The following is a 25947-nucleotide window of genomic DNA, read 5'->3' as shown; positions in this document are numbered from 1 at the left end:
AATGCGCCCGCCATATCCGTTGGATATGGCGGGCGCTTTGCCTCTGGTCGCGGGATTATTCAGCCGCGAGTTCCTGCTTGGAGGCGTCCGAGCGGGTTTTCCACAGCGAGAACAACACGCCGCCAGCAATCAGGCCGAAGGTTACCGACAGGGACAAGGCAGCCGGCACCTTGCCGATGAAACCGACCAGGAAGATCTTGCCGCCAATGAAGACCAGGACCAGAGCCAGGGCGTACTTCAGGTAATGGAAGCGGTGGATCATCGCAGCCAGCGCAAAGTACAGCGCACGCAGGCCCAGGATGGCGAAGATGTTGCTGGTGTAGACGATGAACGGGTCAGTGGTGATGGCGAAGATCGCCGGCACGGAGTCCACCGCGAACAACAGGTCCACAAACTCGATCAACACCAGCGCCAGCAACAGCGGCGTAGCCCAACGCACCTTCTTCGACGTGGCGGGATCGGTCTCCATCACCCAGAACGCGTTGCCGCGCAGCCCTTCCGTGACGCGCATGCGGCGCTTCAGGAACTTCAGGATCGGATTGGACGCAATATCCGGCGTCTGGTCCGCAATCATCCACATCTTGATGCCGGTGAACACCAGGAAGGCGCCGAACAGATACAGCAGCCAGCCAAAGTTGCTGACCAGCGCCGCGCCCAGGCCTATCATGATGGCGCGCAGCACGATCACGCCGAGGATGCCCCAGAACAGCACGCGGTGCTGGTACTGGCGCGGAATCGCGAAGAAACTGAAGATCAGCGCGATCACGAAGACGTTGTCCATCGACAGCGACTTCTCGATCATGAAGCCCGTGTAGTAGGCCATGCCGCTGGCGGAACCCATCTGCCACCAGACCCAGGCGCCGAACAGCAGCGCCGCGGTGATGTAGCCAGCCGAAAGCAACAGGCTCTCGCGCACGCCGATCTCACGGTCTTCCTTGTGCAGCACGCCCAGGTCAAAGGCCAGCAAGGCGACCACGATGCCGATGAATAGCAGCCAGCTCCAGGCCGGGGTGCCGAAGAAATCGGCAGAGAGTAAGGTGAGCAAGGTGTCCATGATGTTCCCGCTTGTGTTCGAAGGGGCTCATGATCCGGATCCGGGGCCGATGGAGAAATCAGCCTGAAAGTGAGTTAAGGTTCGAAAAAACCGAAGTGATTCCTGCCATGCTCAATTATCGACACCTGTATTACTTCTGGATGGTCGCCAAGGAAGGCGGCTTTTCCCGCGCCGCCGAAAGGCTGGACATGGCCATCCAGACCATCAGCGCGCAAGTGCGCGAACTGGAAAAAAACCTGGGCCACCAGCTGCTCAAGCCGGCCGGGCGCGGCGTGGCGCTGACCGACGCGGGCGAGGCCGCCTTCGCCCGCGCCGAAGAGATCTTCCAGATCGGCCAGATGCTGCCCCAGGAAGTCCGCGCCGCCGCCACCAAGCCCGTCATACGGCTGTCGGTGGGCCTGTCGGACGGCATTTCCAAGCTGGCCGCACAGGCCCTGCTGGGCCCGGTGCTGCACACGCCGGACCTGCGCCTGACCTGCCACGAAGGCGAGGTCGAGGAACTGCTGGGCGAACTTGCCCAGCATCACCTGGACCTGGTGCTGGCCGGCCAGGGCGCGCCCGCCAACCCCAACCTGCGCCTCACCAGCGACCGCCTGGTCTCGTCGCCAGTGGACTGGTACGGCCCCGCCAAGCTGGTGCGCAAGGCCGACACCCTGGACTTTCCACGCTGCCTGGAACGCCTGCCGGTGCTGCTGCCCACCGGCCATTCCGTGCTGCGCCAGACGCTGGACCGCTGGTTTTCCGAACAAGGCATCTATCCCAACGTGGTCGGCGAATTCGAGGACAGCGCCCTGATGTCGGTATTCGCCGCCCGCGGCCTGGGCGTGTTTCCGCTCAGCCGCCTGGGCGGCGGCGATATCGGCGTGCTGCGGGGCTTGCGTCCCCTGGCCCGCTGCGACGACGTGCACGAGGAAATCCACGCCATCCGCAATCGCCGGGGGCAGCACCATCCGCTGGTCCAGATCGTGCTCGCCAAGGCAAAAACTTCGGTTTTTTCTTAATGTTTGTCACAACCACGCTGGTTTTTCAGAAATAGAATCCGCCTTATCGTGGACCCTCTTTTGAAACATCGGAGTACCACCTCAATGAAAAAGATCATCTGGCTCGCCTTCGCCGTGCTTGCAGCACTCTGGACCGGGCTGGTTGCGCTGACGCTGCAGCTGACCAACTGGGTCCTGTCGACCATCGCCACGACCCAGGTTCCCGGCACGGCGCTGGATACCTCGCAATGGGTTCCGCCCGCCTGGGCGGCGGCCTGGGTCGACCCCGCCTGGCTGCAGACGCTGCAGGGCGGCCTGGTCTGGGCCGCACAGGGCCTGAACCAGATGCTGCCCTTCGCCGGCAGCCTCGGCACGCTGATCTCCGTACTGGCCTGGATCTTCTGGGGCTTCATCATCGTCGGCCTGCTGGTGCTGGCGCTGATCCTCCACTGGCTGGCCGGCAAGCGCGAGCAAGCCGCGGCGCCCGGCCGCCAAGTGGTGTAATAGGGCAGGCAACGCGGCAACCCGGCGCGCTGCCCCTTACAAGAGGAGCGTGCCGTGCCCACCGTTCATTCCCCTGCCCCGAAGCTGTTGCTGGCGGCCCTGCTGGCCATGGCCGCCACGGCGGCGCAGGCGCACCCCGTGCGCTCCGCCTACGGCGTCGAGGTCTGCACGGTCACGGGCACTTCCGGGGAATACAGCGTGCGCGTGCGCAACACCGGCACGGCGCCCCTGGCCCGCGCCGAAGTCAACGGCGTCAGCCTGGATTCCAGCGGCCACGCGGCCGGTCCTCTCACCGTCAATCTGACCGACATCCCTGCCGGCAAGTACAAGACTGCCGTGCTGGGACGTCCCGGCAATGGCGCCGCGCTGGTCAGCATCGCCACTTATGTCACCGCCAATGGCGCGGAAACCCACCAGCAGGATCTGTTCGCCGGCAAGGTGGCGCACGTTTCGCCGGGCTCAGCCCTGCAATACACCCTGGCTCCGCTGGCCGTACGCGGCTGGACAGTGGCCTATGGCACCAAACAGGATCCCAAGCTGGAAGCCGGGAGCGCCGTGCTGCTGATCTACCCCGTCACCCTGGGCAAGAAGCGCGACGCGACGCGCCCGGATGCCGGCCGCACGCCGGCCGACGTGGTGCCGCTGGCGCCCTGCGGCGCGGCCGCCGGAGCAAAGAAATCCTGAACGCGTTCAGGTGCCGCTGAGCAGGTCGCGCTCGTTCAGGAGCGCATAGACGATCTCGGGCCGGTTATCGAAACCGCGGCGGATGGCGGCGGGAATCGCCGTGCGCGTCTTGCGGCACAACCCCAGCTGGTCCTCCAGCTGGATCGCAATGCCGCGCGAGGTGCGCACCTCGTTCTCGCTGGGCGTGATGTGGATCACGATGCCCAATTGCGCATGGATACGTCCCTGCATGGCGCGCAGGTCCTCCAGGCTGGAGATGTTCTCCAACCGCGCCACAAGGCGCTTTTCCTCTTCCTTGGTCAGCCGCAACACACGGACGTCGGCAGACGGATCGGCCAGCAGCCGGTCACGGTCACACATACAGGCGCCCGGCGGACATTCTTGGCGGATGGGAAACGGAAAATTCATGGCGGGCGGAGCGCGTCGCGGCAATCTTGCGTATCTTGGAATTCTACCCAGGATCCTGCGCCGCCCGCCGGGCGGCAAGTCCTGGTTTCCCCGCAAGCCGCTGCGGCATAATGCCTCACCGAGTTCACGGCGCGGAGGGCGCCCGCATGAAAGGATTCCTGTCGCTGGCGGCACTGGCCGCGCTCTTCATGCCCGGCCAGGATGCCGCCGCGCGCGACTACTCGTACGCTGTCCGGCCCGGCCTGCCTGCCGTGGTGACCATTACCGAGCTGCCGCAACAGCGCCTGAGCGTACGCGTGGGGGACGGGTCCGCTCAGCAAATCGCGGACATCTCCGGCGACGAGGAGGTGGACCAGTTCCAGGACGTGGACGTCGACCATGACGGCTACCTCGACTTCGTCATCGGGCAGACTGGCGGCAGTACGCAAGCGATTTCGCGCATCTTCCTGTACCGCCCCCAGGACGGGCGCTACCAGGAGATCCCGTATCCCGATGCAGTGGCCAGCCCATGCCGCGGCTTCGTCAATCCCGAATTCGACGCGGCCAAGCCCATTATTTCCGTAGCGTGCCGCTACAGCGCCGACACCTATGGCTTCGAGCAGTACCGGGTGTGCCCGGACGGCTCGGCGCGGATCATTTCCTGGACCCGACGCGAAGGCGAATCGGAGCGCAAGATTCCGCATCCCGGCGCCAAGGGCGCCACATGCGCCGCGCGGACTGGCCGCTAAGGCGCCAATCCCCCCGAAAATCCCCCCCTGCGCAATGGCGCCGCAAACGCCGCGGCCGCTATAGTTGCGCTTCCGCCCACCAGGCTCTACGTCCGAGGACACCCCCGCCGTGCTGATTTTCCACAACCCTGTCCACGAAAAACACGCTGGCCGACAGGAAATGTTCCGCGGCAAGCTGGTGCCCTGTCACGAAACCCCGGCGCGTCTGGAGTACGTGCTGCAAGCGCTGAACCAGCGCGGCATCGGCGCATTGCGCACGCCATCGGCGGCGGACCTGGGCTTGGTCAAGCGCGTGCACGCCCCGCGCTACGTGGACTTCCTGGAAACGGCCTGGCGCGACTGGGTGGCGCTGGATCCGGCCAATGCCGGCCTCGACATCCTGCCTTCGGTCTGGCCCGTGCGCGGATTCCGCCACGACATCGAACCGACCAACTTCGCCGCGCGGGTCGGCCTGTTCTCGTTCGACAGCGGCTGCCCGCTGACCGCGGGCACCTGGGAGGCCGCCACCGCAGGCGCCGCCTGCGCCATCGACGCCGCGCGCGCCGTTTCGGCGGCGAGCGGCCCTCGCGTCGCCATGGCGCTCACGCGCCCGCCCGGCCACCACGCGGGCCCTGACTTCTTTGGCGGCTACTGCTTCCTTAACAACGCGGCGCTGGCCGCGCAAGCGCTGCGGGAAGCCGGCGCCGAACGCGTTGCCATCGTGGACGTCGACTACCACCACGGCAACGGCACGCAGAGCATCTTCTATGAACGCGCCGACGTGCTGACCGTATCGGTGCACGGCGACCCGACCACCGAGTACCCCTTCTACCTGGGCTATGCCGATGAGCGCGGCGCAGGCGCTGGCCTGCACACCAACCTGAACTTGCCGCTGCCCGCCGGCACCGGTTTCGCCGCCTGGACGCGGGCATTGGAACAAGGGCTGTCCGCCGTGCGCGCCTTCAAGGCTGACGCAGTGGTGATCGCGCTGGGCGTGGACACCTACGAAGGCGATCCCATCTCCAAGTTCCAGCTCAAGAGCGCCGACTACCTGCACGTGGGCCGCGTGCTGGCAGGCCTGGGCCTGCCGGCGGTGTTCACGATGGAAGGCGGCTACGCCGTGGCGGACGTGGGCGTCAACGTCGCCAACGTGCTGGAAGGCTACGCAGGCTGAACGGCAGACGCTTTCAGTCGCGCGTTTCGAGCACCTTGTTGATACGCAGCGCCAGCAGCGTGCAGGCAGCCCCCGACAACAGGTAGACGCTGACCGCCACCAGCCCGAAACGCGCGGACAGGCCCAACGCGACCAGCGGCGCAAATGCCGCGCCGATCAGCCATGCCATGTCGGAGGTCAGCGCAGCGCCGGTATAGCGGAAGCGCCGCGTGAAGTTCGCGGTGACAGTGCCCGAAGCCTGGCCATAGGACAGCCCCAGCAGCACGAAGCCCACCAGGATGAACGCATCCTGCGCCTTGGGCCCGCCGCCCAGCAGCCAGGGCGTGAACAGCGCGAACACGGCAATCAGCAGGGCCAGCAGGCCCAGCGTGGTGCGCCGTCCGATGCGGTCGGCCAGCCAGCCCGAGGCGATGGTGCCCAGTATGCCCAGCACCGCGCCGACGATCTGCACGATCAACACGTCCTGGATCTGCTGGGTAGCGCTGACCGCGATCCAGGACAGGGGAAACACCGTGACCAGATGGAACAAGGCATAACTGGCCAGCGCCGCGAATGCGCCGATGAAGAGGTTGTAGCCTTGCTCGCGCACCATCTGCGCAACGCTGATCGGTTCGAGTTCGCCCTCTTCCAGCAGCTGCGTGTATTCCTCGGTGACGACCAGGCGCAGCCGCGCGAACAGCGCCACCACATTGATGGCGAACGCCACGAAGAAGGGATAGCGCCAGCCCCATTCCAGGAAATCGGCTTCGGTCAGCGTCACGTGCAGGAACAGGAACAGCGCGCTGGCCACCATGAAGCCCACGGGCGCGCCCAGCTGCCCCAGCATGGCATACCAGCCGCGGCGGTTGGGCGGCGCATTCAGCGCCAGCAGCGACGGCAAGCCGTCCCATGACCCGCCCAGCGCCAGCCCTTGCAGGCAGCGGAACACCGCCAGCAGCGTGATCGCATGCGCGCCGATGACGTTGTAGCCCGGCAGGAAGGCCATGCCCACCGTAGCCGTTCCCAGCAGGAACAGGGCGATGGTGAGCTTGGTCGCACGCCCCCAGCGCCGCTGCGCCGCCATCGAGAGCGCCGTGCCGATGGGCCGCATGATGAAGGCGAACGAGAAGATGACAAAGGACCAGAGCGTGCCTTCCAGCCGCGGTTCGAAGGGGAAGAAGACCTGCGGAAAAACCAGCACGCAGGCGATGCCGAAGACGAAGAAATCGAAGTATTCGGAAGCGCGCCCCACCACCACGCCCACCGCGATTTCCCCTGGCGCCACCTTGGCGTGGCTACCGCCGCCGGCCGCGGGGAGTGAGGGAGCATGACCGGGATATTGCGTGGTGGTCGCCATGTGAATGCTCGCTGAAAGGAGGTTCGGAACAGATCCTGAAACACACCCGCGCGCCTGCAGCCCATATCGCGCAGAGCCGCTCCGTCATTGGGATGCAGCCCTGGTCTGCGCGCGTCGCCCTGCACATTTTTGTTCTTTTTACCCTAGATTTTTCGCGGCTTCCAGCGTAGTGTTGCGTTTACTTCCCACGGTTACGTTTCGGGGTATGGTCATGCCGTCCTTCCCAAGGTTCCGCGGATTGGTCCTGGTTGCCGCGCTGCCATTGCTCGCCGGATGCAATGCAGTCCTGCTCTCGCCCTCGGGCGACATCGCCTTGCAGCAGCGCAACCTGATCATCATTTCCACCGGCTTGATGCTGCTGATCATCGTGCCGGTGATCCTCCTGACTTTCGTGTTCGCGTGGCGCTACCGGGCCAGCAACAAGGAAGCGCACTATGACCCTGACTGGAATCACTCCACCATGCTGGAGCTCCTGATCTGGGCCGCGCCGCTGCTGATCATCATCGCGCTGGGCGCGCTCACCTGGGTCAGCACGCACCAATTGGATCCTTACCGCCCGCTTGTGCGCCTGTCCGAGGGCCGCGAAGTGCCCGCCGGCACCAAACCGCTGGTCGTGGAGGTCGTGGCGCTGGACTGGAAGTGGCTGTTCATCTATCCCGAACAGGGCATCGCCGCGGTGAACGAAATGGCGGCCCCGGTGGACCGTCCCATCCAGTTCAAGATCACTTCGTCCACCGTGATGAATTCCTTCTTCGTGCCCGCGCTCGCGGGCCAGATCTACGCCATGCCGGGCATGCAGACCACCCTGCACGCGGTGATCAACCATCCCGGCGAATACGAAGGCCTGTCCGCCAACTACAGCGGCTCGGGCTTTTCCGGCATGCGCTTCAAGTTCCACGGCGTGGATCAGCAGGGCTTTGACAAATGGGTGGCTGACGCCCGCGCCTCCAACGCCACGCTCAGCCGCGAAACCTACCTGAAGCTGGAGCAACCCAGCGAACGCAACCCGGTGCAACGCTATGCGTCCAGCGCGCCCGGCCTGTTCGAGGCGATTGTCAACCGCTGCGTGGAACCCAACCGCATGTGCATGCGCGACGCGATGGCGATCGACGCGCAAGGCGGCATGGGCATACCCGGCGCGCTCAATGTCACCACGCTGGACGCCGGAACGCGCGAGCGCCTGGGCCTGACCGGCGCGCCGCGCAAGTATGTGGGCGCGATGTGCACCGCCACCGAAGGACTGGTCCTGTAGCGGATCGCTGGCGCACGGGGCTTCGTGAAATTGCGGTCTTTTTGCTGGAATCGAGATGCCTGATCAACCAGACCTCACCAAGCTGATCTTCGGTAAGTTGACCTGGGAAGCCATTCCCTACCACGAACCGATCCTGCTCTTCACCTTCATCGCGGTCGCCATCGGCGGCATCGCGGTGGTGGGCGCCATCACCTACTTCGGCAAATGGGGCTATCTGTGGCGCGAGTGGTTCACCAGCATCGACCACAAGAAGATCGGCATCATGTACGTCATCCTGGGCATCGTGATGCTGCTGCGCGGCTTCGCCGACGCCATCATGATGCGCCTGCAACAGGCGGTGGCGTTCGGCGATTCCATGGGCTACCTGCCGCCGCACCACTACGACCAGATCTTCACCGCGCACGGCGTGATCATGATCTTCTTCGTGGCCATGCCGCTGGTCACGGGCCTGATGAACTACATCGTGCCCTTGCAGATCGGCGCGCGCGACGTGGCCTTTCCGTTCCTGAACAACTTCAGCTTCTGGATGACCACGGGCGGCGTCATCCTGGTCATGATGTCGCTGTTCGTCGGTGAATTCGCGCGTACCGGCTGGCTGGCGTATCCGCCATTATCGGGGATCCTCCAGAGCCCCGACGTGGGCGTCGATTACTACATATGGGCCCTGCAGATAGCGGGGGTAGGCACACTGCTTTCCGGCGTCAACCTGCTGGTCACCATCGTCAAGATGCGCGCGCCGGGCATGACCATGATGCGCATGCCCATCTTCACCTGGACCGCGCTGTGCACCAATGTGCTGATCGTGGCGGCTTTCCCGGTGCTGACGGCGGTGCTGGCGCTGCTCTCCATGGACCGCTACGTGGGCACCAACTTCTTCACGGCGGACTTCGGCGGCAACGCCATGATGTACGTGAACCTGATCTGGATCTGGGGCCATCCCGAGGTCTACATCCTGATCCTGCCGGCCTTCGGCATCTTCTCCGAAGTGGTCTCCACCTTCTGCCGCAAGCGCCTCTTCGGCTATGCGTCCATGGTGTACGCCACGGTCGTGATCACGGTGCTGTCGTACCTGGTGTGGCTGCACCACTTCTTCACCATGGGATCAGGGGCAAGCGTGAACTCGTTCTTCGGGATCACCACCATGATCATCTCGATCCCCACGGGCGCCAAGATCTTCAACTGGCTGTTCACCATGTACCACGGCCGCATCCGCTTCGAGGTCCCCATGCTGTGGACCCTGGGGTTCATGGTGACCTTCGTGATCGGCGGCATGACGGGCGTGCTGCTGGCCGTGCCGCCCGCCGACTTCGTCCTGCACAACAGCCTGTTCCTGATCGCGCACTTCCACAACGTGATCATCGGCGGCGTGCTGTTCGGGCTGATGGCCGGCATCACGTACTGGTTTCCCAAGGCCTTTGGCTACAAGCTCGATCCGTTCTGGGGCAAGTGCTCGTTCTGGTTCTGGCTGGTGGGCTTCTACGTCGCCTTCATGCCGCTGTATGTGCTGGGACTGATGGGCGTGACGCGGCGCGTGAATCACTTCGAGGACATGTCCCTGCAGATCTGGTTCCAGGTGGCGGCCTTCGGCGCGCTGCTGATAGCCTGCGGCATCGCCAGCTTCCTGATCCAGCTGGTGGTCAGCTATCGCCGCCGCGAGTCGCTGCGCGACGACACCGGCGACCCCTGGGACGGCCGCACGCTGGAATGGTCGACCTCGTCGCCGCCGCCCAACTACAACTTCGCCTTCACGCCGCGCGTGCATGACCAGGACGCCTGGTGGCAGATGAAGCAGCACGGCTACCTGCGGCCGCAGCAGGGCTTCATTCCCATCCACATGCCCAAGAACACCTGGGCGGGCATCGTCCTGGCGGGTATCAGCGTGGTGATGGGTTTCGCCTTGATCTGGCATATGTGGCCGCTGGTCGTGCTGTCGTTCGCGGCGCTGATCCTGGTGTCCATCATTCACACCTTCAACTACAAGCGCGACTACTACGTGCCGGCCGAAGAGGTCGTGCGCGCCGAAGACGCCCGCACAAGGTTGCTAGCGAAAAATGTCTGATACCCTGGCCCCCAACCTGCCCGGCGGCGCCGCGCCGCCCGCGGAGCCCATGTTCCACGTCCCGGGCGAACACCACCCCAAGAACGGGACCCTGCTCGGGTTCTGGGTCTACCTGATGAGCGATTGCCTCATCTTCGCCTGCCTGTTCGCCACCTATGGCGTGCTGGGACGCAACTATGCGGCTGGCCCTTCCGGCGCGGACCTGTTCGACCTGCCGCTGGTAGCGGTGAATACCGCGCTGCTGCTGCTGTCTTCCATCACCTACGGTTTCGCGATGCTGGAAATGCGGCGCAACCGCGTCGGCGCCACCCAGCTCTGGCTGGCCGTGACCGGCATCCTGGGGCTGGGCTTTCTGTCGCTGGAACTGTACGAATTCGCGCACCTGATCCACCAGGGCGCCGGCCCGCAGCGCAGCGCCTTCCTGTCGTCCTTCTTCACCCTGGTCGGCACCCACGGGCTGCACGTCACCTTCGGCATCGTGTGGCTGGTGACGATGATGATCCAGGTCCAGATGCACGGGCTGATCCCCGAAAACCGCCGCCGCCTGATGTGCCTGTCCATGTTCTGGCACTTCCTGGACCTGATCTGGGTGGGCGTCTTCACCTTCGTGTACCTGATGGGAGTGCTGCCATGACCGCGCACCTGGAGCATCCGGCCGATCACGGCCACGGCGGCCACGACCACCACGACGACGATGACGGCGTCGCCCATGGCACCTTCAAAAGCTACATGACCGGCTTCGTGCTGGCGGCCATCCTGACCGCCATCCCGTTCTGGCTGGTCATGAACCAGGTCTTCTCCCAATCCCGCACCACCGCGCTGGTGATCCTGGCGTTCGCCGCGGTGCAGATCGTGGTCCACATCATCTACTTCCTGCACATGGACACCAAGTCCGAAAGCGGCTGGAACATGTTGGCGTTAATATTCACGCTGGTGCTGGTCGTAATCACGCTCAGCGGATCCATCTGGATCATGTATCACCTCGACTCCAATATGATGCCCATGTCCACACACGACATGCGGAAAATGCCCTGATGGCCGCAGTAAACGACTCCACTTCCCGCGACACCTCTTCCCGTAATCCGCGCAGCAAACTCACCCTGGTCATCCTGGGGGTGCTTGCTGTCGCCATTTTTGCGGGCCTCTGCGCCCTGGGCACCTGGCAGGTGCACCGGCTGGCCTGGAAGCGCACCCTGATCGCACAGGTCGAACAGCGCGCCCATGCAGCGCCCACGCCGGCGCCGGCCCAGGCCGAATGGCCTGCGCTGACATCCGACAATGCCGAGTACCGCCGCGTCACGGCCAAGGGCACCTACCTGTACGACCGCCAGACCCTGGTGCAGGCCGCGACCGAGCTGGGCAGCGGCTACTGGGTCATGACTCCGCTGCAGTTGCCCGAAGGCGGCACGGTGCTGGTCAACCGCGGCTTCGTGCTGCCCGAATGGCGCAAAAGCAAGTCGGCCATACAACAAACGCCCGAAGAAGCCACCGTCACCGGCCTGCTGCGCATGGGCGAGCCCCCTCATGGTTTCCTGCGCAACAACGATCCGGCGACCAACCTCTGGTACTCGCGCGATCTGCCCGCCATCGCTGCGGCGCGCGGCCTGACCGACGTGGCCCCCTACTTCATCGACGCCGATGCGACGGGCAAGGACGGCAGCGGGCGCACCGCTCCCGTCGGCGGCCTGACGGTGCTGAACTTCCCCAACAATCACCTGAGCTACGCCATCACCTGGTACGCCCTGGCAGCCATGGTGCTGGTCGGCGTTTTCATCTTCGTGCGCGAGGAAAAGCGCGCGCGCCGCAAGGGCTGAATCCGCCGGCTGCGGCCGGTGTCCTACAATGAGGGCTGGGAACAGCGCTGAGCTACATGCTCGCGTGCTGTTCCCTTTTGTTTTTTCCACCCCTCAACCAGGAGTCCCCAAGGATGAAAAAGACGCTGCTCGCCGCCGCAATGTTCACGACTTTTGCAGGCGTTGCTCAGGCAGAATCGTCGGTAACTCTCTATGGTGTCATCGACACCGGCATCGGCTACAACAAGATCAAAGGCGATGGATACGACGGTAGCAAGATAGGCATGATCAACGGCATCCAGGCCGGCTCGCGCTGGGGCCTGCGCGGCGCCGAAGATCTGGGCGACGGCCTGCGCGCCACGTTCAAGCTGGAAAGCGGATTCGACTCGGCCAACGGCCAGCGCGGACAGTCCGGCCGCCTGTTCGGCCGCCAGGCCACCATCGGCCTGGCCAACGACGCCTGGGGCTCGCTGGAGTTCGGCCGCCAGGCCACGGTGGGCTCGAACTACCTTGCCGACATCGACCCCTTCTACACCAGCTACACCCAGTCCAACATGGGCCTGGGTTTCAGCGCCGCCAACACCATGCGCTGGGACAACATGGTGATGTACAAGACGCCTTCGGTGAACGGCTTCGAACTTGGCATCGGCTACTCGTTCAATGCGGACGACACGACCGCCGACCAGACGGGTTTTCGCACCGCCGACAATACCCGCGGCATCACCGCCGGCCTGCGCTACGTGCAAGGTCCGCTGAACGTCGCGCTGACCTACGACCAGCTCAACGGCTCCAACCGCGGCTCCATCGACCATGACGCCACGCCGCGCCAGTACGCGCTGGGCGTGTCCTACGACCTGGAGGTCGTGAAGCTCGCCGCCGCCTACGGCCGCACCACCGACGGCTGGTTCGTCGGCCAGGACCTGCCGGCAGGCACGCCCTTCAGCGATGAATTCGGCACCAACCGCTTCGTGGACGGCTTCAAGGCCAACTCCTACATGCTGGGCGCCACTCTGCCCCTGGGCAGCGCAAGCAGCCTGTTCGCGTCGTGGCAACACGTGTCGCCGAACAACGACAAGCTGACCGGCGGCGACACCAACATGAACGTCTGGAGCGTGGGCTACACCTACGACCTGTCCAAGCGCACCAACCTGTACGCCTATGGTTCGTACGGCAAGGACTATGCCTTCATCGACGGCCTGAAGAGCACGGCCGCCGGCGTCGGCGTGCGCCACACGTTCTAAGCAAGTCAGCGGAGCGGCTGCGGGGCCGCTCCGCTGTCGGCGAATCCGTCCGATTCGAAGCCCCCTGGTATCGGGCTTCTTTAATATCGCCCGAGAGCCTGACGTCATCCGCATGTACGTCCAGGAGGCTCTCATGCACAAACCGCTCCCCCATACTTCTGCTTTCCCCGCCGCGGGTACGCTCGCGGTATACGCCGCGCTGGCGCCGGATCACCGGCAACTGGTCAAGGACACCATGACCCAGGATCTCGATGCGCTGGAGCAAGCCGCCGAGAAACCCGACGCCCTTGCCACCGCCCAGATGCTGCACCGCATACAGGGCGCGCTGCTGGCCCTGCAGATGCGCGCGCCAGCCTCGCACTTCGAGGCGCTGGAAGAAGAACTGGCAGAAGGCCTGTCCGCCGCCGCAGCCGCCAGAATCCGCCGTCAGGCCACCGTCGTGCGCGGCCTGATGGACAGGCTGCATGCGTGGCAACCCGTTCCGGTGCAATCTGCAGGAAACACGCGTCCCTCATGATCGGCTATCTTTGAAACCAGATCCTGAAACGGACCATGCCCTCTACCTCTCTTCCCGCGCGTCGCGCTTTTCCCGCCCGCCGGCAACGTTTGTTGCATGCGTTGGCCGCGGCTTTGCTGCCGCTGGCCCTCGCAGCCTGCAACGGCGGCGGCGACGACCATGACGACGAACCCGTCACCGTCGCGCCGCCTCCCGTCGAAGAAACGCCCCCCGCAGAATCCCAGCCGCCGCGCAATACGGCCTATCTGCAGGCCAAGCCGGGCGACGTCATCCAGGTCCGCATCGAGGAACTGCATCCCACCCAGGCCGCCATCGGCTACGACCAGATCTACTACAAGCTCGGCCGCTGGCAAGGGGACTTCGAACGCCCGACCTGGGCGGACAAGCCGGCACTGCAGCTGGACTACCTGAACCGCACGGTCGGCAAGAAGTTCGACGACTACTGCGAAGACATGGGCGGCGCCGAGCGCGCGCAGGAATTCCAGAGCATCGCCGAGGCGCGCGTCGCCCGCCTGGACCAGCCGGCCACCTATGCCTGCAAGAACGCCCCGGGCACCAACGCGGCCAACCTCAAGACGGTGGTGGTCGGCTGGGACGGCAACCTGTATCTGACCGACGGCCACCATACCTTCTCGTCGCTGCGCGAAATCGCCGATGGCGGCCCCAAGCTGCCGGTCTGGGTCAAGGTCGACGCCAACTACAGCACCCTGCCCAATGCGGCGGCGTTCTGGCAGCGCATGGTCGACGAACGCCGCGCCTGGCTGCGCGACGGCCAGAACCAACCCATCACCGTGGACCAGTTGCCCGCCCGCCTGGGGCTGGCCAGCGCCCAGGAAGCCGGCGGCATGCAAGAGGACCGCTACCGCTCGCTGGTGTACTTCACCCGCGACATCGCCTACAGCAATGGCAACCTGCCGGAGTTCGCGGAGTTCCTGTGGGGCGACTGGCTGCGCCGCCAGGCCGCGGGCGGCCAGCTGCCGGGCCTGGACCAGTACAAGATGATGGCGCCCGCCGCGCCGGCGCAGATCCTCGCTGTCAGCACGCTCGACAAGAGCCTGGCGCCTGCCGGCGCCAATGACAGCTATGCCGCCGCGGTGCGCGACGCCTCCCTGAAGATGAGCGCATTGAAGGACACCGACATCGTCTTCGATGACCGCGACGCTGCCGGCCTGGGACGTATCGCGCTGTCGCCCGACGCCGCCAGCGGCTCGCCCACCAAGAAGGCGCGCGACACCCTGGAAGAACTGCCGCGCAACGACGCCAAGAACGATGGCAGTCCGCGGGGCGCAGGCAAGCTGTGGTTCGCCGTGAACTACCGCAACTGCGGCAAGCCCGCGACCGGCACCTGCTGGGGCTGGTAAGCCGCGGCGCCCGCCCACGCGCGCTAAGCGTCGATCTGCATGGCGGGCCGGGCCTGGACCCGGTCCATCCATGCCCGCACATGCGGATGCGACGCCACTCTGGCGCCCAGATAGGCGCTGTAGCCGACCACCGAACCGACCACCAGGTCGGCCAATGAGTAGGCCGCGCCCAACATCCAGGGCTGCCGCGACAGATGGCCGTCCAGCACGGCCAGCAACGCGTCCACGTCATCCAATACGCGTTCCGCCTCGACGCCGCCGGGCGCGTCAGCGCCCTGCGTGGCGAGATACAGGCGCATCACCGCCGCGCCGTAGCTGACATAGGACCAGGCGCACCACGACATCGCCAGCAGGCGTTCGGGCGTGCCGGCGGCGGGCCACAGGCCGCGCTCCACGCCGTAGCGCTCTCCCAGCCATAGCTGTATCGCCAAGGTTTCGAACAAGGGAGCGCCGTCCACTGTCAGCGTGGGGACCTTCCCGTTGGGATTGAGCGCCAGGAATTCGGGGCGATGCTGTTCCCCCGTCCTGATGTCCACCTTGATGCGTTCATGCGGCACTTGCAGTTCAGCGAGCGCGCTGGCAACCGGGGTTGCGCTGGACATGGGGTGCCAATAGAAGACGATAGACATGGGCAAATCTCCAATTCGATCAAGGGATGTGCGTCGCGGCCCCTGCCGCTGACTACGGGGGCCACTGTAGAATCCATTGAGGACAGATTCCGCCCTCGATACGCGCTATCGTGCCGCCATGCTTACTTCCAGCAACCGCCTCCTGCGCCTGCTGTCGCTGCTGCAGACCCGCCGCCATTGGGCCGGGACCGAACTGGCCGCGACGCTGGCGATCCACCCCCGCACCCTGCGGCGCGACATCGACAAGCTGCGCGAACTGGGCTACCCCGTCCATGCCAGCAGCGGCGTGGCCGGCGGCTACGCCTTTCGCGCGGGAAAGGCGCTGCCACCCCTGTTGTTGGACGACGATGAAGCGCTGGCCGTGGCGCTCACGCTGCGCACGGCGGCCACGGGCACGGTGGGCGGCATCGAGGAAACCGCGCTGCGGGCGCTGGTGAAGCTGGAGCAGGTCATGCCGCAGCGCCTGCGCCACCGGGTCGACGCGCTGCGATCGGCCATCGTGCCGATCCCGCGCGACGGCGCGGCCGTCGACGCCACCCTGCTGGCCACGCTGGCAGCCGCCTGCCGCGACCAGTTGCGGGTCGGCTTCGACTATGCGGACGGCAAGGGCCGGGCAAGCACCCGACTGGTGGAGCCGCAAGGCTTGGCGCATACCGGATACCGCTGGTATCTGGTGGCCTGGGATCCCGCGCGCGAGGACTGGCGCACCTTCCGTATCGACCGCATCGCGGGCGCCCCGGAAGTCGGCGCGCATTTCGCGCCGCGCCCTCCGCCCGAAGGCGGCGATCTGCGCGCCTATGTCTCGCGCTCGGTCAACATGGCGCCGCATCCGGAGCCCGCGCGCGTGATCCTGCACGCGCCGCGCGCCGTCATGGCCACGCGCATCCCGCCGGGCGCCGGCCAGATCGAAGCGCTGGACGAAGCACGTTGCGTACTGCAATGCGCCGTGCCCAGCCTGGACGCGCTGGTGTACTGGCTGATGGCGCTGGACGTCGAATTCGAGGTGCTGGCGCCTGCGGCGCTGCAGGACCGCCTGCGTCTGGCCAGCGAACGGCTGGGGCGCAGCCTGGAAAAAATGGCAGTTCCCAAAGCGCGCGGATAGCGGTCGGATTTGGCTGTTTTTCGGCCTATCCCATTCTGTGTATTTCGCCCGCGATTCGAGTATCTTGGCTGCTTTCCAAACATTTCCAGAAATCACGCCATGAGCAACGTTCCCGACGCCGACGCCTTCCTGCAATTCCTCGTCAACCTGGTGAACAACGGCAGCCAGATCGAGAGCATCGGCGTCACCCTGCAGATGGGCGGCATGCTGGTGTCGGGTTCCATCGTGTCCGGGGCAGAGTACTTCGACAGCTTCGCCGCCAGCTTCACGGGATCCCTGGACAAGGTGGACGACGCCACTCGCAAGGCCGTGCATGCCTCGCTGACGGAACTGGGCGACGTCTTCCGCGTGCCCCAACCCGCTGACCCGCTGCCGAACTACATCCATCTCGCCGACGCCCTGTTCTTCACTGCCGACGGCACCCCCATCGCCGGACAGCCCACGCTGTGGCGCGGCCGCACCAGCGCGGTCGACGGCTTCGTGCTGGGCCGCCTGCAGGAAGAAGCGGCCGGCTGAGGCCGCCGATATCCCTATTGCGCACAGGTCCCCGCCCCGGTTCTCGGGCGCGGGGCGCGCCGCTACGCAAAAACCACTACGCTATGGGTTTGCCTCCGCCCCCAACCCTGAGTCCGCCCGCCTTCTCTCCACTTGAAGCACGGGCTCGCTTGAAGTCACTCCCCCGCATGGAAAGACTCCGCATCGTCCTGGTCGACGACCATCCCCTGGTCTTGATGGGGATGCGCGACCTGCTGGAAAAGGACCTCAACTTCGAGGTCACGGCCACCCTGCCCGGGCCGACCGCGCTGATCCAGCACCTGCAACGCGATATGCCGCACGTGGTCATCACCGACTACTCCATGCCCGGCGACGACACCTATGGCGACGGCATCCGCCTGGTCAAATACCTGACGCGGCATTATCCGGACGTCCAGATCGTAGTGCTGACCATGGTGTCGAACTCCATGATCATCTCGGCGCTCTACGACGCCGGGGTGGCCGCCGTGGTGCTCAAGCGCGACAACCTCACCGAAATCATGACCGCGCTGGAAACGCTGCATGCCGGCCGCAAGTACTATCCGCCCGGCTTCCAGCGCGACGGCGCGGCCGATGAGCGCAGCAAGTTCATCGGCGAACGCATCAACAGCCTGTCGCCCAAGGAATTCGAAGTGCTGCGCCACTTCATCCGCGGCGAATCCATGATGCAGGTGGCCGAGGCCTTGAAGCGCAGCGTCAAGACGGTCAGCGGCCAGAAGATCTCGGCCATGCGCAAGCTCAACGTCCGCACCGACCAGGAACTGATCGCCTTCTGCGTCGAAAGCGAAATCTTCCAGTAGGCTGTCCGTTTTCCGGAAATTCAGGCAGGAACGCGCAGCATGACGCAAAAAGCAATCGAGACGGTGGCGGGCCAGGAAGTGGACCGCAAGCTGATGCAGGGCTTGATCGAACAGTCGGCCGGCCGTCCGCTGTCGTTCCATGACTGCGACTTCCAGGACGCGGATTTTTCGCGCCTGGATCTGCGCGGCGCGCAATTGACCGCGTGCGCGATCGCTGGCGCTTCCTTTCAGGGCGCCACGCTGGCGGACTCCGTCTGGCTGCGCTGCCGCGGCGGCCAGGTGGATTTCGCCTCATGCGACGCCAGCGATGCCGTCTTTGAAAACTGCGACCTCAACAATGCCAACTGGCGCCGCGCCCGGCTGGCCGCCGCCCGTTTCCAGGGCTGCAAGCTCACCGGCAGCGACTTCGACGGCATCGCCTGCCTGGGTTGGTCGCTGGAGGAATGCCTGCTGGTCGGCGCGCTGCTGCGCGGCGTGTCGTTTCGCAAGACCGACGTGCGGCACCTGGACTTCTCCGATGCCGACCTGACCGGCAGCGATTTCCGCGACACCGTGTTCCATGGCGGCAGCCTGCGCAACGCCATCCTGAAGAATGTCCGCTTCGAAGGCGCCGACCTGCGCGAAGCCGACCTGGGCGGCCTGGACCTGAATTCGGCCGCGCGCCTGGCAGGCGCCACCATATCCAAGACTCAGGCGGCAGCCCTACTGGCCGAATTGCGCATCAGCGTGATCTGAAGCGCGCCGGCTGCGGCGGACAAAGCGCTGCTCGACCACCACGCTGCCCCACTGCCGGCCTTCGGACTCCTCGGCCAGCGTGAAGCCGGCAGCCTCGTAGAGATGCCTGGCTGCATCCAGCCCCTTGAAGGTCCACAAGTACGTCTCGTCGTAGTGGGCGTCGACAAACGCCATGGCCCGCTCCAGCAGGACGCGGCCCACGCCCATGCCGCGCAGCGACTCGTCGACGATGAACCAGCGCAGGTGCGCTTCACGGGCGGCAAGATCGCCATCGATGACGATGGAAGCCAGCGTCCTGCCGTTGTCCACGTACAGCCAGATGTTCTTGCCGGTGGCGGGCAGGCCTTCTGCGAACTCGGCCAGCTCGCTCGCGACCTTGCGTTCGAAGTACACGCCGAATCCCGAGGCCTGCGCGTAATAGCGCGCATGCAGGCTGGCCACGTCGCCGATGCAGCCGGGCAGATAGCCCGCGTGGATCTGCTCTGCGATGCCGCCCGTGACGGCGGGCGCGGTGTTGGGGTTCTCGTGCGACAGGGCGTCGGCGTAAAGGGAAAGAAAGCGGATCAGCGACTGCTGGTCCTCTGGCGCCAGTTGGCGCAATGCCCGCGAAACCTGGTCGGTGGCGAACTGGTCTATCTGCGTACGCAGCCGGGTGCCGGCTTCGCTCAGGTACAGCCGCGACGAGCGCGCATCGTCACTGTCGGCCTCGCGCGTCAGCAGCCCGGCTGACTCCAGCTTGGCGACCTGACGGCTGGTATTGGACTTGTCCAGCCTGAGGATGGCCGCCAGATCGCGCGCCTGGATGCCCGGCTGCAGGCCGATCTCGATGATGGCGTGGACGGCGGACGGCGCCAGCTCGCTGCCGGCCAGCGAGCTGCGCATGAAGCCTAGCTCGCGCACCAGTTTGCGTGAGAACTCCCGCAAATCCCGGATCGTCTGATCGCGGGACTGGATGGGGGTATCGATCAGATCCATGGCGCGCCCTTAAAGTTGCGATTCGCAACCAATATACTTGCGGATCGCAACCAATTCAACATTTTTCGCGCCAGCCGCTGCCGCGGCCTATTTCGGCCGCTTGAACCCCGCGCGCGCGGCCTCGACCGTCTGGCGGCAGACGCAGCCGCTCATGTGATCGTTGACCATGCCCACGGCCTGCATGAAGGCGTACATGGTTGTCGGGCCCACGAAGGTCCAGCCGCGCTTCTTCAGGTCACGCGACAGCGCCGCCGACGCCGGCGAGGTCGGATTGCCATTCCAGTAGTCCAGGTCCACGGTCGCGGGACGGTCCTGGGCCGGCGGCTCATGGCTCCAGAGCCAGGCCGACAATGAACCCGTCTCGTCGGCCAGGGCGCGTGCACGCCTGGCATTGTTGATGGCGGACACGATCTTGCTACGGTTGCGCACGATGCCCGCGTCGCCCATCAGGCGCTCGACGTCGCGCTCCGTGTAGCGCGCCACCCGCTCGAAGTCGAAGTCATCGAAGGCCGCGCGGAACGCCTCGCGCTTGCGCAGGATCGTGATCCAGGCCATGCCGGCCTGAAAACCCTCCAGGCAGATCTTCTCGTACAGGCGGCGGTCATCGGCCACCGGCCTGCCCCACTCATGGTCGTGATAGTCGGGCATGGACGGCTGCCAGAAGCAGCGCGCCACGCCCTGCTCGTCCGTGATCAGGCCCGGATCGTTCTTGTTCATCTCATCGGTCTTCATGCGGCGGCTTACTGCTTGCCCGGCACCGGGCAGCTCAGGTCGCCTTCCTCGCACTTCAGGTAGGCCTGCAGTTCCTTGGTGCGCGCCTGCGTCAGTTTGTCCAGGCACAGGCTCAGCGTCATGGGATAGGCGCTGCCGCCGGACGTGCTGCTGGACGCGAAGGCGCACTCCGCATCGCGAAAGAACAGCCAGGCCTTCTGGGCGGCATGCAGCTGGGTCGTCGCGTCCCGGTCGTTCTTCAGGCGCGCGGTCACTTCCTTGTAGGCGGCGTTCAAGGCGGCGTCGGACTTGCGGTACGCCTGGTCGGCGCACAGGCTCATGTCCGTCTGCGTGGCCGCGTTGCCGCAATCCAGCGGCTGCGCCTGCGCGCTTGCGGCCAGCGCAAGCGCGGCAGCGGCGGTCATGATGGCGATACGCATGGAATTCCTCCTGTGTGGCTGGTGAACCAGGAAAGTGTCGCATGGAACAATGGCCTCCCGCAGCGGCGGCTGCGCCCCCAGTGGCCTAAGATGGCGGCTATGAAGATCCAATTGCTCTCCGACCTGCATCTTGAAACCGACCCGGATTTCCTGGCCCGGCCCGCGCCCGGCGCCGATCTGCTCGTGCTGGCCGGGGACATAGGCTCATACCGCCGCGGTTCGCTCATGACCGGCGACGACTTCGGCCTGGGCAACTATGCGCCGAACAAGGGCTGGCCCACGCCCGTGGTGTATGTCCCCGGCAACCACGAATACGACAACGTCGATTTCGACGAGACCCACGCACGGCTGCGCCAGCTTTGCTGCGAACTCGGCATCCACTGGCTGGAACGCGAGACGCTGGTCATCGATGGCGTGCGCTTTGTCGGCACCACGCTGTGGACGGATTTCGACGCGCTGGCCGCGCCCGGCGACACCGTCGGCGCGGCCCTGAAAAAGCGCGAAAAAGCGTTTCGCGCGGCGGACTTCTATCTGGAAAAGGCCGAAATGCGCCGCAACGGCGCGCCCTTCATGGCCGAGCAGATGCGCGAGCAGGGGCTGCTATGCCAGCAATGGCTGCAAGACGCCCTGCGCGCGCCCCACGACGGGCCGACCGTGGCCATCACCCACTTCGCCCCCACCTTGGCGAGCGCGGATCCGCGTTACGGCGTCACCCCCGGCACAGCAGGGTTCTGCAATGCGCTGGACGCCCTGCTGCCCCTGGCCGACGTCTGGATGCACGGCCATCTGCACTGTCCGCAGGACTATGTGAAGAATGGCTGCCGCATCGTGGCCAATCCGCTGGGCTACGCCAAGAAGGGCGAACAGCAGGACTTTGCGCCTGACCGCCTGTGGGACGTGACGGCGTCTAGAACTTGAGGCTGGCGCTCAAGGCGTAGGTGCGCGGGTCGCCCGCCTTCACGTAGTCCGGCGACTGGTATAGCCAGTAACGCTTGTCGGCCAGATTGTTGATGCCCGCGCGGAACGTGGTTTCGTAGCCGTAGATGCGCGTGTCGTAGGTGGCGCCGATATTGACGATGGCGTAGTCGGACACCTGGACCGCATTCGAAGCGCCCAGCATGGTGCTGCCGGTGTACTTCACGTCGGCCCTGAGCTTCAGGCCCGGCAGTTGCGGAACCGAATACGCGACCTGGGCGGCGGCGACGAACTTGGGCGCGCCCGCGACGCGGTTGCCGGTGAAGCTGGAGCCCTTCTTGTATTCCGAGTCCAGGAACATCAGGCTGCCGCCCACGTTCCAGTTCGTCGCAATGCGCGTGGAGGCTCCCAGCTCCAGCCCTTGGTAGATTGACTTGCCGTCCTGCACCAGCTCATTGGCGGCGTTGGTGTATTCCGCCTTCTTCTCGATGCGGAACAGCGCCGCCGTGGCAGCCCAGCCGTCCTGGTTGGTCTTGATGCCCAGTTCGTACTGCTTGCTCTTGAGCGGGTCCAGCAGCGCGCCGAAGTTGGCGTAGGTATTGCCCACCGACGACCCCGGCTCCAGCGACTCGATGTAGCTGGCATAGGCCATGGTCTGCGGCGTGATGTTGTACATCAGCGCCACCGTCGGCGTCAGCACGCCGTTCTTGTCGTAGCGCGAATTGCGCACGCCCGCGGCGTCGAAACCGACCTGTTCGTAGTCGGTATAGCGCAGGCCGCCCAGCACGGACCAGCCGCCGGTCAGGTCGATGGTGTCGCTTGCGAACAGCGCCTTCTGCGTGATCTCCGCGGCGCGGTACAGGTCCAGGCTGCCCTCGCTGTAATAGGTGTTGGTGTTCTGCGTGCGCAGATTGCCCGTGCCTTGCAGCTGGTACACGCCGTTGGCGCTGTAGTCGTTCTTCTGCTTTTGCCAGGACGCGCCCGCCACCACCTGGTGTTTCAGCGGGCCGGTGCTGAACCTGCCTTCGAGCATGCCCTGCCATTGGTTGTAGGCATAGGCTTCACCGTAATCCGAGCGATAGTCCTGGTAGTCGCCCGCCTGGTTCTGCAGGAACAGCACCGATTCATTGCGGCGGGTGCGAGTGGAGCTGTAGCTGTAGTCGGTGCGCACTGACCAATCGGACGACAGCTGGTACTTCAGCCCGGTCGAATAGAAGCGGAATTTATTGTCGGCATACGGGCCCTGGCCCACCAGCCTGCCGTTGTCGTTGCGCACCGGCGACGGCAGCTCCGAGCCCGCCATCTGGCCAGCGTAGATGGTCGGCTCCTGCCCGATCGCCTTGCGGTTCTGGTAGATGGACTGGAAGTCCCAGGTCAGCTTGTCGGTCAGGCGCGCGTCCAGCGCCAGCGACACCGAATCCCGATACAGCGAGCCGCCGTTATAGGTATTGCCCTCTTCATGCGTGGCGTTCAGGCGATAGCCGAAGCGGCCGTCGCCGCCCACGCGCCCGCCCAGATCGACGTGTTCACGCAGGAGGCCCTTGGACACATAGCCCAGCTCGATGCTGCGCACCGGCTCGTCGGTCGGCTTCTTGGTGACATAGTTGATCAGTCCGCCCGGCGAACCGAAGCCGTACATGAAACCGGATGCGCCCTTGAGCAGGTCGATCTGTTCGAAGTGCTCGTAAGGCAAGGTGGTGACGTAGCTAAGGAAGGGCTTGCCGTCGATGCGGTAGGAATTCTGCCAATCCAGCGGCAGGCCGCGCACGCTCAGATAACTGGCCCAGGCGCCGTAGGAGGCGCTGTTGTCGGTGACGGATGCGTCCAGGGCGAACACGTCGCCCAGCTTGCGGACCTGCCGCTCCTCGATATCCGCTGCGGTGACCACGGCCGTGGAAAACGGCGTCTCCAGCTGGCTGCGGTTGCCCAGCGCCCCGCTGTTCACCGGCGCGGACAGATGCTCCAGCGTGTCGTCCAGCGAGGTCGCGTTGACGGTCACTGCCGGCAACTGGGCCACGCCTTGCGCATCCCCCCCGACCGTCGGCGGCGGCGTGCCGGCGTCCTGGGCCTGGACGCCCCCGGAATGAACGATGCCCAGGGTCAGGGCTAGGGCATAGGGTGCAACGGCATGCCGCGCGTGCTTGCGCGCGCGGCACTTCCTGGCGGAAGCGGGACGGACCACGTTGAATTCTCCAGAGCGGGAGGGGAAGAAATGTCGATTTCTTATAAATAAGACTGATTCGCAATTATATTAACAACTGCGAACTTCCCCATGCCGCTCTGGCCCTGCGGTCACTGCTTGGACGCTTTCTCCAACTGATCGCGCAGCCGCTCCTCCTGGGCGCGCAGCTCCGCCGTGAACTCCTCGCCGAAGTCGTCGGCCTCGTACAGCGGGCGGATCTCGATGTCAGACGGGCCGGGCATCGGATTCGGACAGCGCTTGACCCATTCGATGGCCTCCTGCAGCGAGGCGCACTCCCAGAGCCAGTAGCCGGCAATCAGCTCCTTGGTTTCCGCAAAGGGGCCGTCTATCACCTGCCGGCTGCTGCCGGAAAAGTGCACCCGTGCGCCCTTGGAGCTGGGTTTCAGGCCGTCGCCCGCCAGCATCACGCCCGCCTTGACCAGTTCCTCGTTGAACCGCCCCATGTCGGCCAGCAGTTGCTGGGTGGGCATCACCCCTGCTTCGCTATCGGCGGTGGCCCTGACTTGAACCATGAATCGCATCTCGGTCTCCTTGTGTGGATGGTGGAACTTGCATGCTCCATCCACACGACGAACCGCGCCAGTCGAAATCGACAGCCGCCAGGAAAAAAAGTGTATCCGTGGCCGGGTCGGCGTCCTCCATGAAAAACCCATGACGCCCGGAAAGCGTCATGGGTTCTTGCCGCCATGGCTGACGGGGCGATCAGCGCATCACGGCGCCGGATTCGGCTGGCGGGCGTGGATCTTGTCGATCGCCTCCAGCACCTCGGCCGACAGGGTCACGTCCACGCTGTCGATGTTCTCCTTCAGCTGTTCCAGCGTGGTCGCGCCGATCAGGTTGCTGGTGACGAAGGGGCGCTGGTTGACCCAGGCCAGGGCCAGGTGGGTGGGCGAAATGCCGTGCGTGCGCGCCAGTTCGACGTAGGCGCGGGTGGCGGCCTCGGCCTGCTCATTGCTGTAGCGGGTGAAGCGCGTGTAGAGCGTCAGGCGGGCGCCGGCCGGGCGCGCTCCGTCCAGGTACTTGCCGCAAAGCATGCCCATCGCCAGCGGCGAATAGGCCAACAGGCCCACGCCTTCGTGGTGCGAGTACTCAGACAGGCCGATCTCGTAGACGCGGTTCAGCAGGCTGTAGGCGTTCTGGATGGTTGCGATGCGCGGCAAGCTCTTGTTCTCGGCATGCCGCAGGAACTGGCCGACACCCCAGGGCGTTTCATTGGACACGCCGATGTGGCGCACCTTGCCGGCGCGCACGAAGTCCTGCAGCACCTCCAGCGTTTCCTCGATCGGCACGGTGTACTCGTCCTGGACCCAGGGATAGGACAGCTTGCCGAAGGTGGCCGTCGTGCGGTCGGGCCAATGCAGCTGATACAGGTCCAGGTAGTCCGTTTGCAGGCGCTTCAGGCTGGCATCCAGGGCCGCGGTCAGATTCTTGCGGTCCAGGTGGGTCTTGCCGTCGCGGATGTGGCCCGGACGCTTCGCGTCGCGCACGGGGCCCGCCGCCTTGCTGGCCAGCACGATATCCTGGCGGCGCTTGCTGCGCGCCAGCCAGGTGCCGATATAGGTCTCGGTGAGGCCCTGCGTTTCGGGCTTGGGCGGCACCGGATACATTTCGGCGACGTCAACCAGATTGATGCCACGCTCCAGGGCGTAGTCCAGCTGCTGGTGCGCCTCGGCTTCGGTGTTCTGCTCGCCCCAGGTCATGGTGCCCAGTCCGATCAGGCTGACATCCAGGTCGGTACGGCCGAGTTTGCGGTATTTCAATTTCTGCTCCGTGCGGTGTCGCTTACTAGGGAAGCGACACCTTACTCCAAGAAGCTTTTCAAATACCTGGCAA

Annotated in this window: 28 protein-coding genes; 18 read left to right on the top strand and 10 right to left on the bottom strand. The window is 65.3% G+C overall.

The genetic code is table 11. From position 1 onward, the window contains the following. Nucleotides 1-55 precede the first annotated feature (55 nt). Nucleotides 56-1054, bottom strand: a complete 999-nt coding sequence (locus IB268_RS06285) for a TerC family protein (RefSeq protein WP_119449458.1) — start codon at nucleotides 1052-1054, stop codon at nucleotides 56-58. A gap of 107 nt (nucleotides 1055-1161) precedes the next feature. On the opposite strand from IB268_RS06285, the gene IB268_RS06280 reads away from it, so the two are divergent. The 3 genes from IB268_RS06280 to IB268_RS06270 all read left to right on the top strand — a co-directional run bounded on the left by IB268_RS06280 (nucleotide 1162) and on the right by IB268_RS06270 (nucleotide 3222). Beyond that, nucleotides 1162-2055, top strand: a complete 894-nt coding sequence (locus IB268_RS06280) for a LysR family transcriptional regulator (RefSeq protein WP_054452273.1) — start codon at nucleotides 1162-1164, stop codon at nucleotides 2053-2055. Nucleotides 2056-2139: 84 nt separating this feature from the next. Further along, a complete protein-coding gene (locus IB268_RS06275) occupies nucleotides 2140-2538 on the top strand; it encodes a hypothetical protein (RefSeq protein WP_054451706.1) in 399 nt (132 codons plus the stop codon). Between the two features lie 54 nt (nucleotides 2539-2592). Then, on the top strand, nucleotides 2593-3222 hold the full coding sequence (locus IB268_RS06270; RefSeq protein WP_119449459.1) for a hypothetical protein: 630 nt from the start codon (nucleotides 2593-2595) through the stop codon (nucleotides 3220-3222). Nucleotides 3223-3228: 6 nt separating this feature from the next. On the opposite strand, the gene IB268_RS06265 is transcribed toward IB268_RS06270, so the two are convergent. After that, a complete protein-coding gene (locus tag IB268_RS06265; protein ID WP_054451707.1) occupies nucleotides 3229-3630 on the bottom strand; it encodes a hypothetical protein in 402 nt (133 codons plus the stop codon). Nucleotides 3631-3776: 146 nt separating this feature from the next. Between IB268_RS06265 and IB268_RS06260 the strand changes: the two genes are divergently transcribed. Continuing rightward, complete coding sequence (locus IB268_RS06260) at nucleotides 3777-4358, top strand: hypothetical protein (RefSeq protein WP_054451708.1); 582 nt, start codon at nucleotides 3777-3779, stop codon at nucleotides 4356-4358. Nucleotides 4359-4467: 109 nt separating this feature from the next. Further along, nucleotides 4468-5511: a histone deacetylase family protein gene (locus tag IB268_RS06255; RefSeq protein ID WP_192353988.1), complete on the top strand. Its 1044-nt coding sequence runs from the start codon at nucleotides 4468-4470 to the stop codon at nucleotides 5509-5511. Between the two features lie 13 nt (nucleotides 5512-5524). On the opposite strand, the gene IB268_RS06250 is transcribed toward IB268_RS06255, so the two are convergent. Beyond that, complete coding sequence (locus tag IB268_RS06250) at nucleotides 5525-6847, bottom strand: MFS transporter (protein WP_054451710.1); 1323 nt, start codon at nucleotides 6845-6847, stop codon at nucleotides 5525-5527. A gap of 211 nt (nucleotides 6848-7058) precedes the next feature. Between IB268_RS06250 and cyoA the strand changes: the two genes are divergently transcribed. From cyoA to IB268_RS06210, 8 genes are all read left to right on the top strand, one after another. Then, entirely contained in the window at nucleotides 7059-8099 is a 1041-nt protein-coding gene (gene cyoA / locus IB268_RS06245) for a ubiquinol oxidase subunit II (protein WP_054452277.1), read from the top strand. A gap of 55 nt (nucleotides 8100-8154) precedes the next feature. Then, nucleotides 8155-10158, top strand: coding sequence for a cytochrome o ubiquinol oxidase subunit I (gene cyoB, locus IB268_RS06240; RefSeq protein WP_059378766.1), 2004 nt, complete (start codon nucleotides 8155-8157; stop codon nucleotides 10156-10158). Then, nucleotides 10151-10792: a cytochrome o ubiquinol oxidase subunit III gene (cyoC, locus tag IB268_RS06235; RefSeq protein ID WP_054451712.1), complete on the top strand. Its 642-nt coding sequence runs from the start codon at nucleotides 10151-10153 to the stop codon at nucleotides 10790-10792. Before cyoB ends, cyoC begins: the two co-directional genes overlap by 8 nt. After that, the gene (gene cyoD, locus IB268_RS06230; RefSeq protein WP_192353987.1) at nucleotides 10789-11193 is read left to right on the top strand and encodes a cytochrome o ubiquinol oxidase subunit IV; all 405 of its coding nucleotides are present in this window, start codon (nucleotides 10789-10791) and stop codon (nucleotides 11191-11193) included. The genes cyoC and cyoD overlap by 4 nt, the downstream gene beginning before the upstream one ends. Continuing rightward, a complete protein-coding gene (locus IB268_RS06225; protein WP_192353986.1) occupies nucleotides 11193-11972 on the top strand; it encodes an SURF1 family protein in 780 nt (259 codons plus the stop codon). Before cyoD ends, IB268_RS06225 begins: the two co-directional genes overlap by 1 nt. A gap of 113 nt (nucleotides 11973-12085) precedes the next feature. Next, a complete protein-coding gene (locus IB268_RS06220; RefSeq protein WP_119449463.1) occupies nucleotides 12086-13192 on the top strand; it encodes a porin in 1107 nt (368 codons plus the stop codon). Between the two features lie 133 nt (nucleotides 13193-13325). After that, nucleotides 13326-13709, top strand: a complete 384-nt coding sequence (locus IB268_RS06215; RefSeq protein ID WP_054451716.1) for a hypothetical protein — start codon at nucleotides 13326-13328, stop codon at nucleotides 13707-13709. Nucleotides 13710-13744: 35 nt separating this feature from the next. Then, on the top strand, nucleotides 13745-15070 hold the full coding sequence (locus IB268_RS06210) for a ParB/Srx family N-terminal domain-containing protein (RefSeq protein ID WP_192353985.1): 1326 nt from the start codon (nucleotides 13745-13747) through the stop codon (nucleotides 15068-15070). Nucleotides 15071-15093: 23 nt separating this feature from the next. On the opposite strand, the gene IB268_RS06205 is transcribed toward IB268_RS06210, so the two are convergent. Next, complete coding sequence (locus IB268_RS06205; RefSeq protein WP_054451718.1) at nucleotides 15094-15699, bottom strand: glutathione S-transferase family protein; 606 nt, start codon at nucleotides 15697-15699, stop codon at nucleotides 15094-15096. A gap of 118 nt (nucleotides 15700-15817) precedes the next feature. On the opposite strand from IB268_RS06205, the gene IB268_RS06200 reads away from it, so the two are divergent. The 4 genes from IB268_RS06200 (at nucleotide 15818) to IB268_RS06185 (ending at nucleotide 18870) form a co-directional block, all read left to right on the top strand. Beyond that, entirely contained in the window at nucleotides 15818-16801 is a 984-nt protein-coding gene (locus IB268_RS06200; RefSeq protein ID WP_125471217.1) for a YafY family protein, read from the top strand. 99 nt (nucleotides 16802-16900) lie between these two features. After that, entirely contained in the window at nucleotides 16901-17317 is a 417-nt protein-coding gene (gene gvpU, locus IB268_RS06195) for a gas vesicle accessory protein GvpU (RefSeq protein ID WP_175160217.1), read from the top strand. A gap of 167 nt (nucleotides 17318-17484) precedes the next feature. Beyond that, entirely contained in the window at nucleotides 17485-18135 is a 651-nt protein-coding gene (locus IB268_RS06190; RefSeq protein ID WP_054451720.1) for a response regulator, read from the top strand. Nucleotides 18136-18174: 39 nt separating this feature from the next. Beyond that, nucleotides 18175-18870 carry a pentapeptide repeat-containing protein gene (locus IB268_RS06185; protein ID WP_119449467.1) on the top strand — a complete coding sequence of 232 codons (696 nt, stop codon included), beginning with the start codon at nucleotides 18175-18177 and terminating at the stop codon, nucleotides 18868-18870. Here the strand turns inward: IB268_RS06185 and IB268_RS06180 are convergent. The 3 genes from IB268_RS06180 to IB268_RS06170 all read right to left on the bottom strand — a co-directional run bounded on the left by IB268_RS06180 (nucleotide 18838) and on the right by IB268_RS06170 (nucleotide 20996). After that, nucleotides 18838-19845, bottom strand: a complete 1008-nt coding sequence (locus IB268_RS06180) for a helix-turn-helix domain-containing GNAT family N-acetyltransferase (protein WP_054451724.1) — start codon at nucleotides 19843-19845, stop codon at nucleotides 18838-18840. The two genes, IB268_RS06185 and IB268_RS06180, sit on opposite strands and share 33 nt — an antisense overlap. Before the next feature lie 87 nt (nucleotides 19846-19932). Continuing rightward, nucleotides 19933-20577: a DNA-3-methyladenine glycosylase I gene (locus IB268_RS06175; protein WP_054451725.1), complete on the bottom strand. Its 645-nt coding sequence runs from the start codon at nucleotides 20575-20577 to the stop codon at nucleotides 19933-19935. A gap of 8 nt (nucleotides 20578-20585) precedes the next feature. Next, nucleotides 20586-20996 (bottom strand): lysozyme inhibitor LprI family protein, encoded by a 411-nt coding sequence (locus IB268_RS06170; RefSeq protein ID WP_119449469.1) that lies wholly within the window; start codon nucleotides 20994-20996, stop codon nucleotides 20586-20588. 99 nt (nucleotides 20997-21095) lie between these two features. Between IB268_RS06170 and IB268_RS06165 the strand changes: the two genes are divergently transcribed. Then, entirely contained in the window at nucleotides 21096-21914 is an 819-nt protein-coding gene (locus tag IB268_RS06165; RefSeq protein WP_192353984.1) for a metallophosphoesterase, read from the top strand. Here IB268_RS06165 and IB268_RS06160 read toward each other — a convergent pair. From IB268_RS06160 to IB268_RS06150, 3 genes are all read right to left on the bottom strand, one after another. Next, nucleotides 21904-24093 (bottom strand): TonB-dependent siderophore receptor, encoded by a 2190-nt coding sequence (locus tag IB268_RS06160; RefSeq protein WP_370540006.1) that lies wholly within the window; start codon nucleotides 24091-24093, stop codon nucleotides 21904-21906. The two genes, IB268_RS06165 and IB268_RS06160, sit on opposite strands and share 11 nt — an antisense overlap. Nucleotides 24094-24203: 110 nt before the next feature. Beyond that, a complete protein-coding gene (locus IB268_RS06155; protein WP_054451730.1) occupies nucleotides 24204-24635 on the bottom strand; it encodes a YciI family protein in 432 nt (143 codons plus the stop codon). Between the two features lie 189 nt (nucleotides 24636-24824). After that, nucleotides 24825-25874 carry an NADP(H)-dependent aldo-keto reductase gene (locus IB268_RS06150; RefSeq protein WP_054451732.1) on the bottom strand — a complete coding sequence of 350 codons (1050 nt, stop codon included), beginning with the start codon at nucleotides 25872-25874 and terminating at the stop codon, nucleotides 24825-24827. Between the last annotated feature and the right edge of the window lie 73 nt (nucleotides 25875-25947).

Origin of the sequence: Achromobacter sp. ACM01, assembly GCF_014851745.1 — a bacterium.
Lineage (GTDB): Bacteria > Pseudomonadota > Gammaproteobacteria > Burkholderiales > Burkholderiaceae_B > Achromobacter > Achromobacter aegrifaciens.
This window is presented reverse-complemented; position numbering and strand designations above follow the sequence as displayed.

Coding starts and splice junctions, on each gene's coding strand:
- IB268_RS06285 (WP_119449458.1), bottom strand. CDS start 1,054: ATGGACACCTTGCTCACCTTACTCTCTGCCGATTTCTTCGGCACCCCG.
- IB268_RS06280 (WP_054452273.1), top strand. CDS start 1,162: ATGCTCAATTATCGACACCTGTATTACTTCTGGATGGTCGCCAAGGAA.
- IB268_RS06275 (WP_054451706.1), top strand. CDS start 2,140: ATGAAAAAGATCATCTGGCTCGCCTTCGCCGTGCTTGCAGCACTCTGG.
- IB268_RS06265 (WP_054451707.1), bottom strand. CDS start 3,630: ATGAATTTTCCGTTTCCCATCCGCCAAGAATGTCCGCCGGGCGCCTGT.
- IB268_RS06260 (WP_054451708.1), top strand. CDS start 3,777: ATGAAAGGATTCCTGTCGCTGGCGGCACTGGCCGCGCTCTTCATGCCC.
- IB268_RS06250 (WP_054451710.1), bottom strand. CDS start 6,847: ATGGCGACCACCACGCAATATCCCGGTCATGCTCCCTCACTCCCCGCG.
- cyoA (WP_054452277.1), top strand. CDS start 7,059: ATGCCGTCCTTCCCAAGGTTCCGCGGATTGGTCCTGGTTGCCGCGCTG.
- cyoB (WP_059378766.1), top strand. CDS start 8,155: ATGCCTGATCAACCAGACCTCACCAAGCTGATCTTCGGTAAGTTGACC.
- cyoC (WP_054451712.1), top strand. CDS start 10,151: ATGTCTGATACCCTGGCCCCCAACCTGCCCGGCGGCGCCGCGCCGCCC.
- cyoD (WP_192353987.1), top strand. CDS start 10,789: ATGACCGCGCACCTGGAGCATCCGGCCGATCACGGCCACGGCGGCCAC.
- IB268_RS06225 (WP_192353986.1), top strand. CDS start 11,193: ATGGCCGCAGTAAACGACTCCACTTCCCGCGACACCTCTTCCCGTAAT.
- IB268_RS06220 (WP_119449463.1), top strand. CDS start 12,086: ATGAAAAAGACGCTGCTCGCCGCCGCAATGTTCACGACTTTTGCAGGC.
- IB268_RS06215 (WP_054451716.1), top strand. CDS start 13,326: ATGCACAAACCGCTCCCCCATACTTCTGCTTTCCCCGCCGCGGGTACG.
- IB268_RS06210 (WP_192353985.1), top strand. CDS start 13,745: ATGCCCTCTACCTCTCTTCCCGCGCGTCGCGCTTTTCCCGCCCGCCGG.
- IB268_RS06205 (WP_054451718.1), bottom strand. CDS start 15,699: ATGTCTATCGTCTTCTATTGGCACCCCATGTCCAGCGCAACCCCGGTT.
- IB268_RS06200 (WP_125471217.1), top strand. CDS start 15,818: ATGCTTACTTCCAGCAACCGCCTCCTGCGCCTGCTGTCGCTGCTGCAG.
- gvpU (WP_175160217.1), top strand. CDS start 16,901: ATGAGCAACGTTCCCGACGCCGACGCCTTCCTGCAATTCCTCGTCAAC.
- IB268_RS06190 (WP_054451720.1), top strand. CDS start 17,485: ATGGAAAGACTCCGCATCGTCCTGGTCGACGACCATCCCCTGGTCTTG.
- IB268_RS06185 (WP_119449467.1), top strand. CDS start 18,175: ATGACGCAAAAAGCAATCGAGACGGTGGCGGGCCAGGAAGTGGACCGC.
- IB268_RS06180 (WP_054451724.1), bottom strand. CDS start 19,845: ATGGATCTGATCGATACCCCCATCCAGTCCCGCGATCAGACGATCCGG.
- IB268_RS06175 (WP_054451725.1), bottom strand. CDS start 20,577: ATGAAGACCGATGAGATGAACAAGAACGATCCGGGCCTGATCACGGAC.
- IB268_RS06170 (WP_119449469.1), bottom strand. CDS start 20,996: ATGCGTATCGCCATCATGACCGCCGCTGCCGCGCTTGCGCTGGCCGCA.
- IB268_RS06165 (WP_192353984.1), top strand. CDS start 21,096: ATGAAGATCCAATTGCTCTCCGACCTGCATCTTGAAACCGACCCGGAT.
- IB268_RS06155 (WP_054451730.1), bottom strand. CDS start 24,635: ATGCGATTCATGGTTCAAGTCAGGGCCACCGCCGATAGCGAAGCAGGG.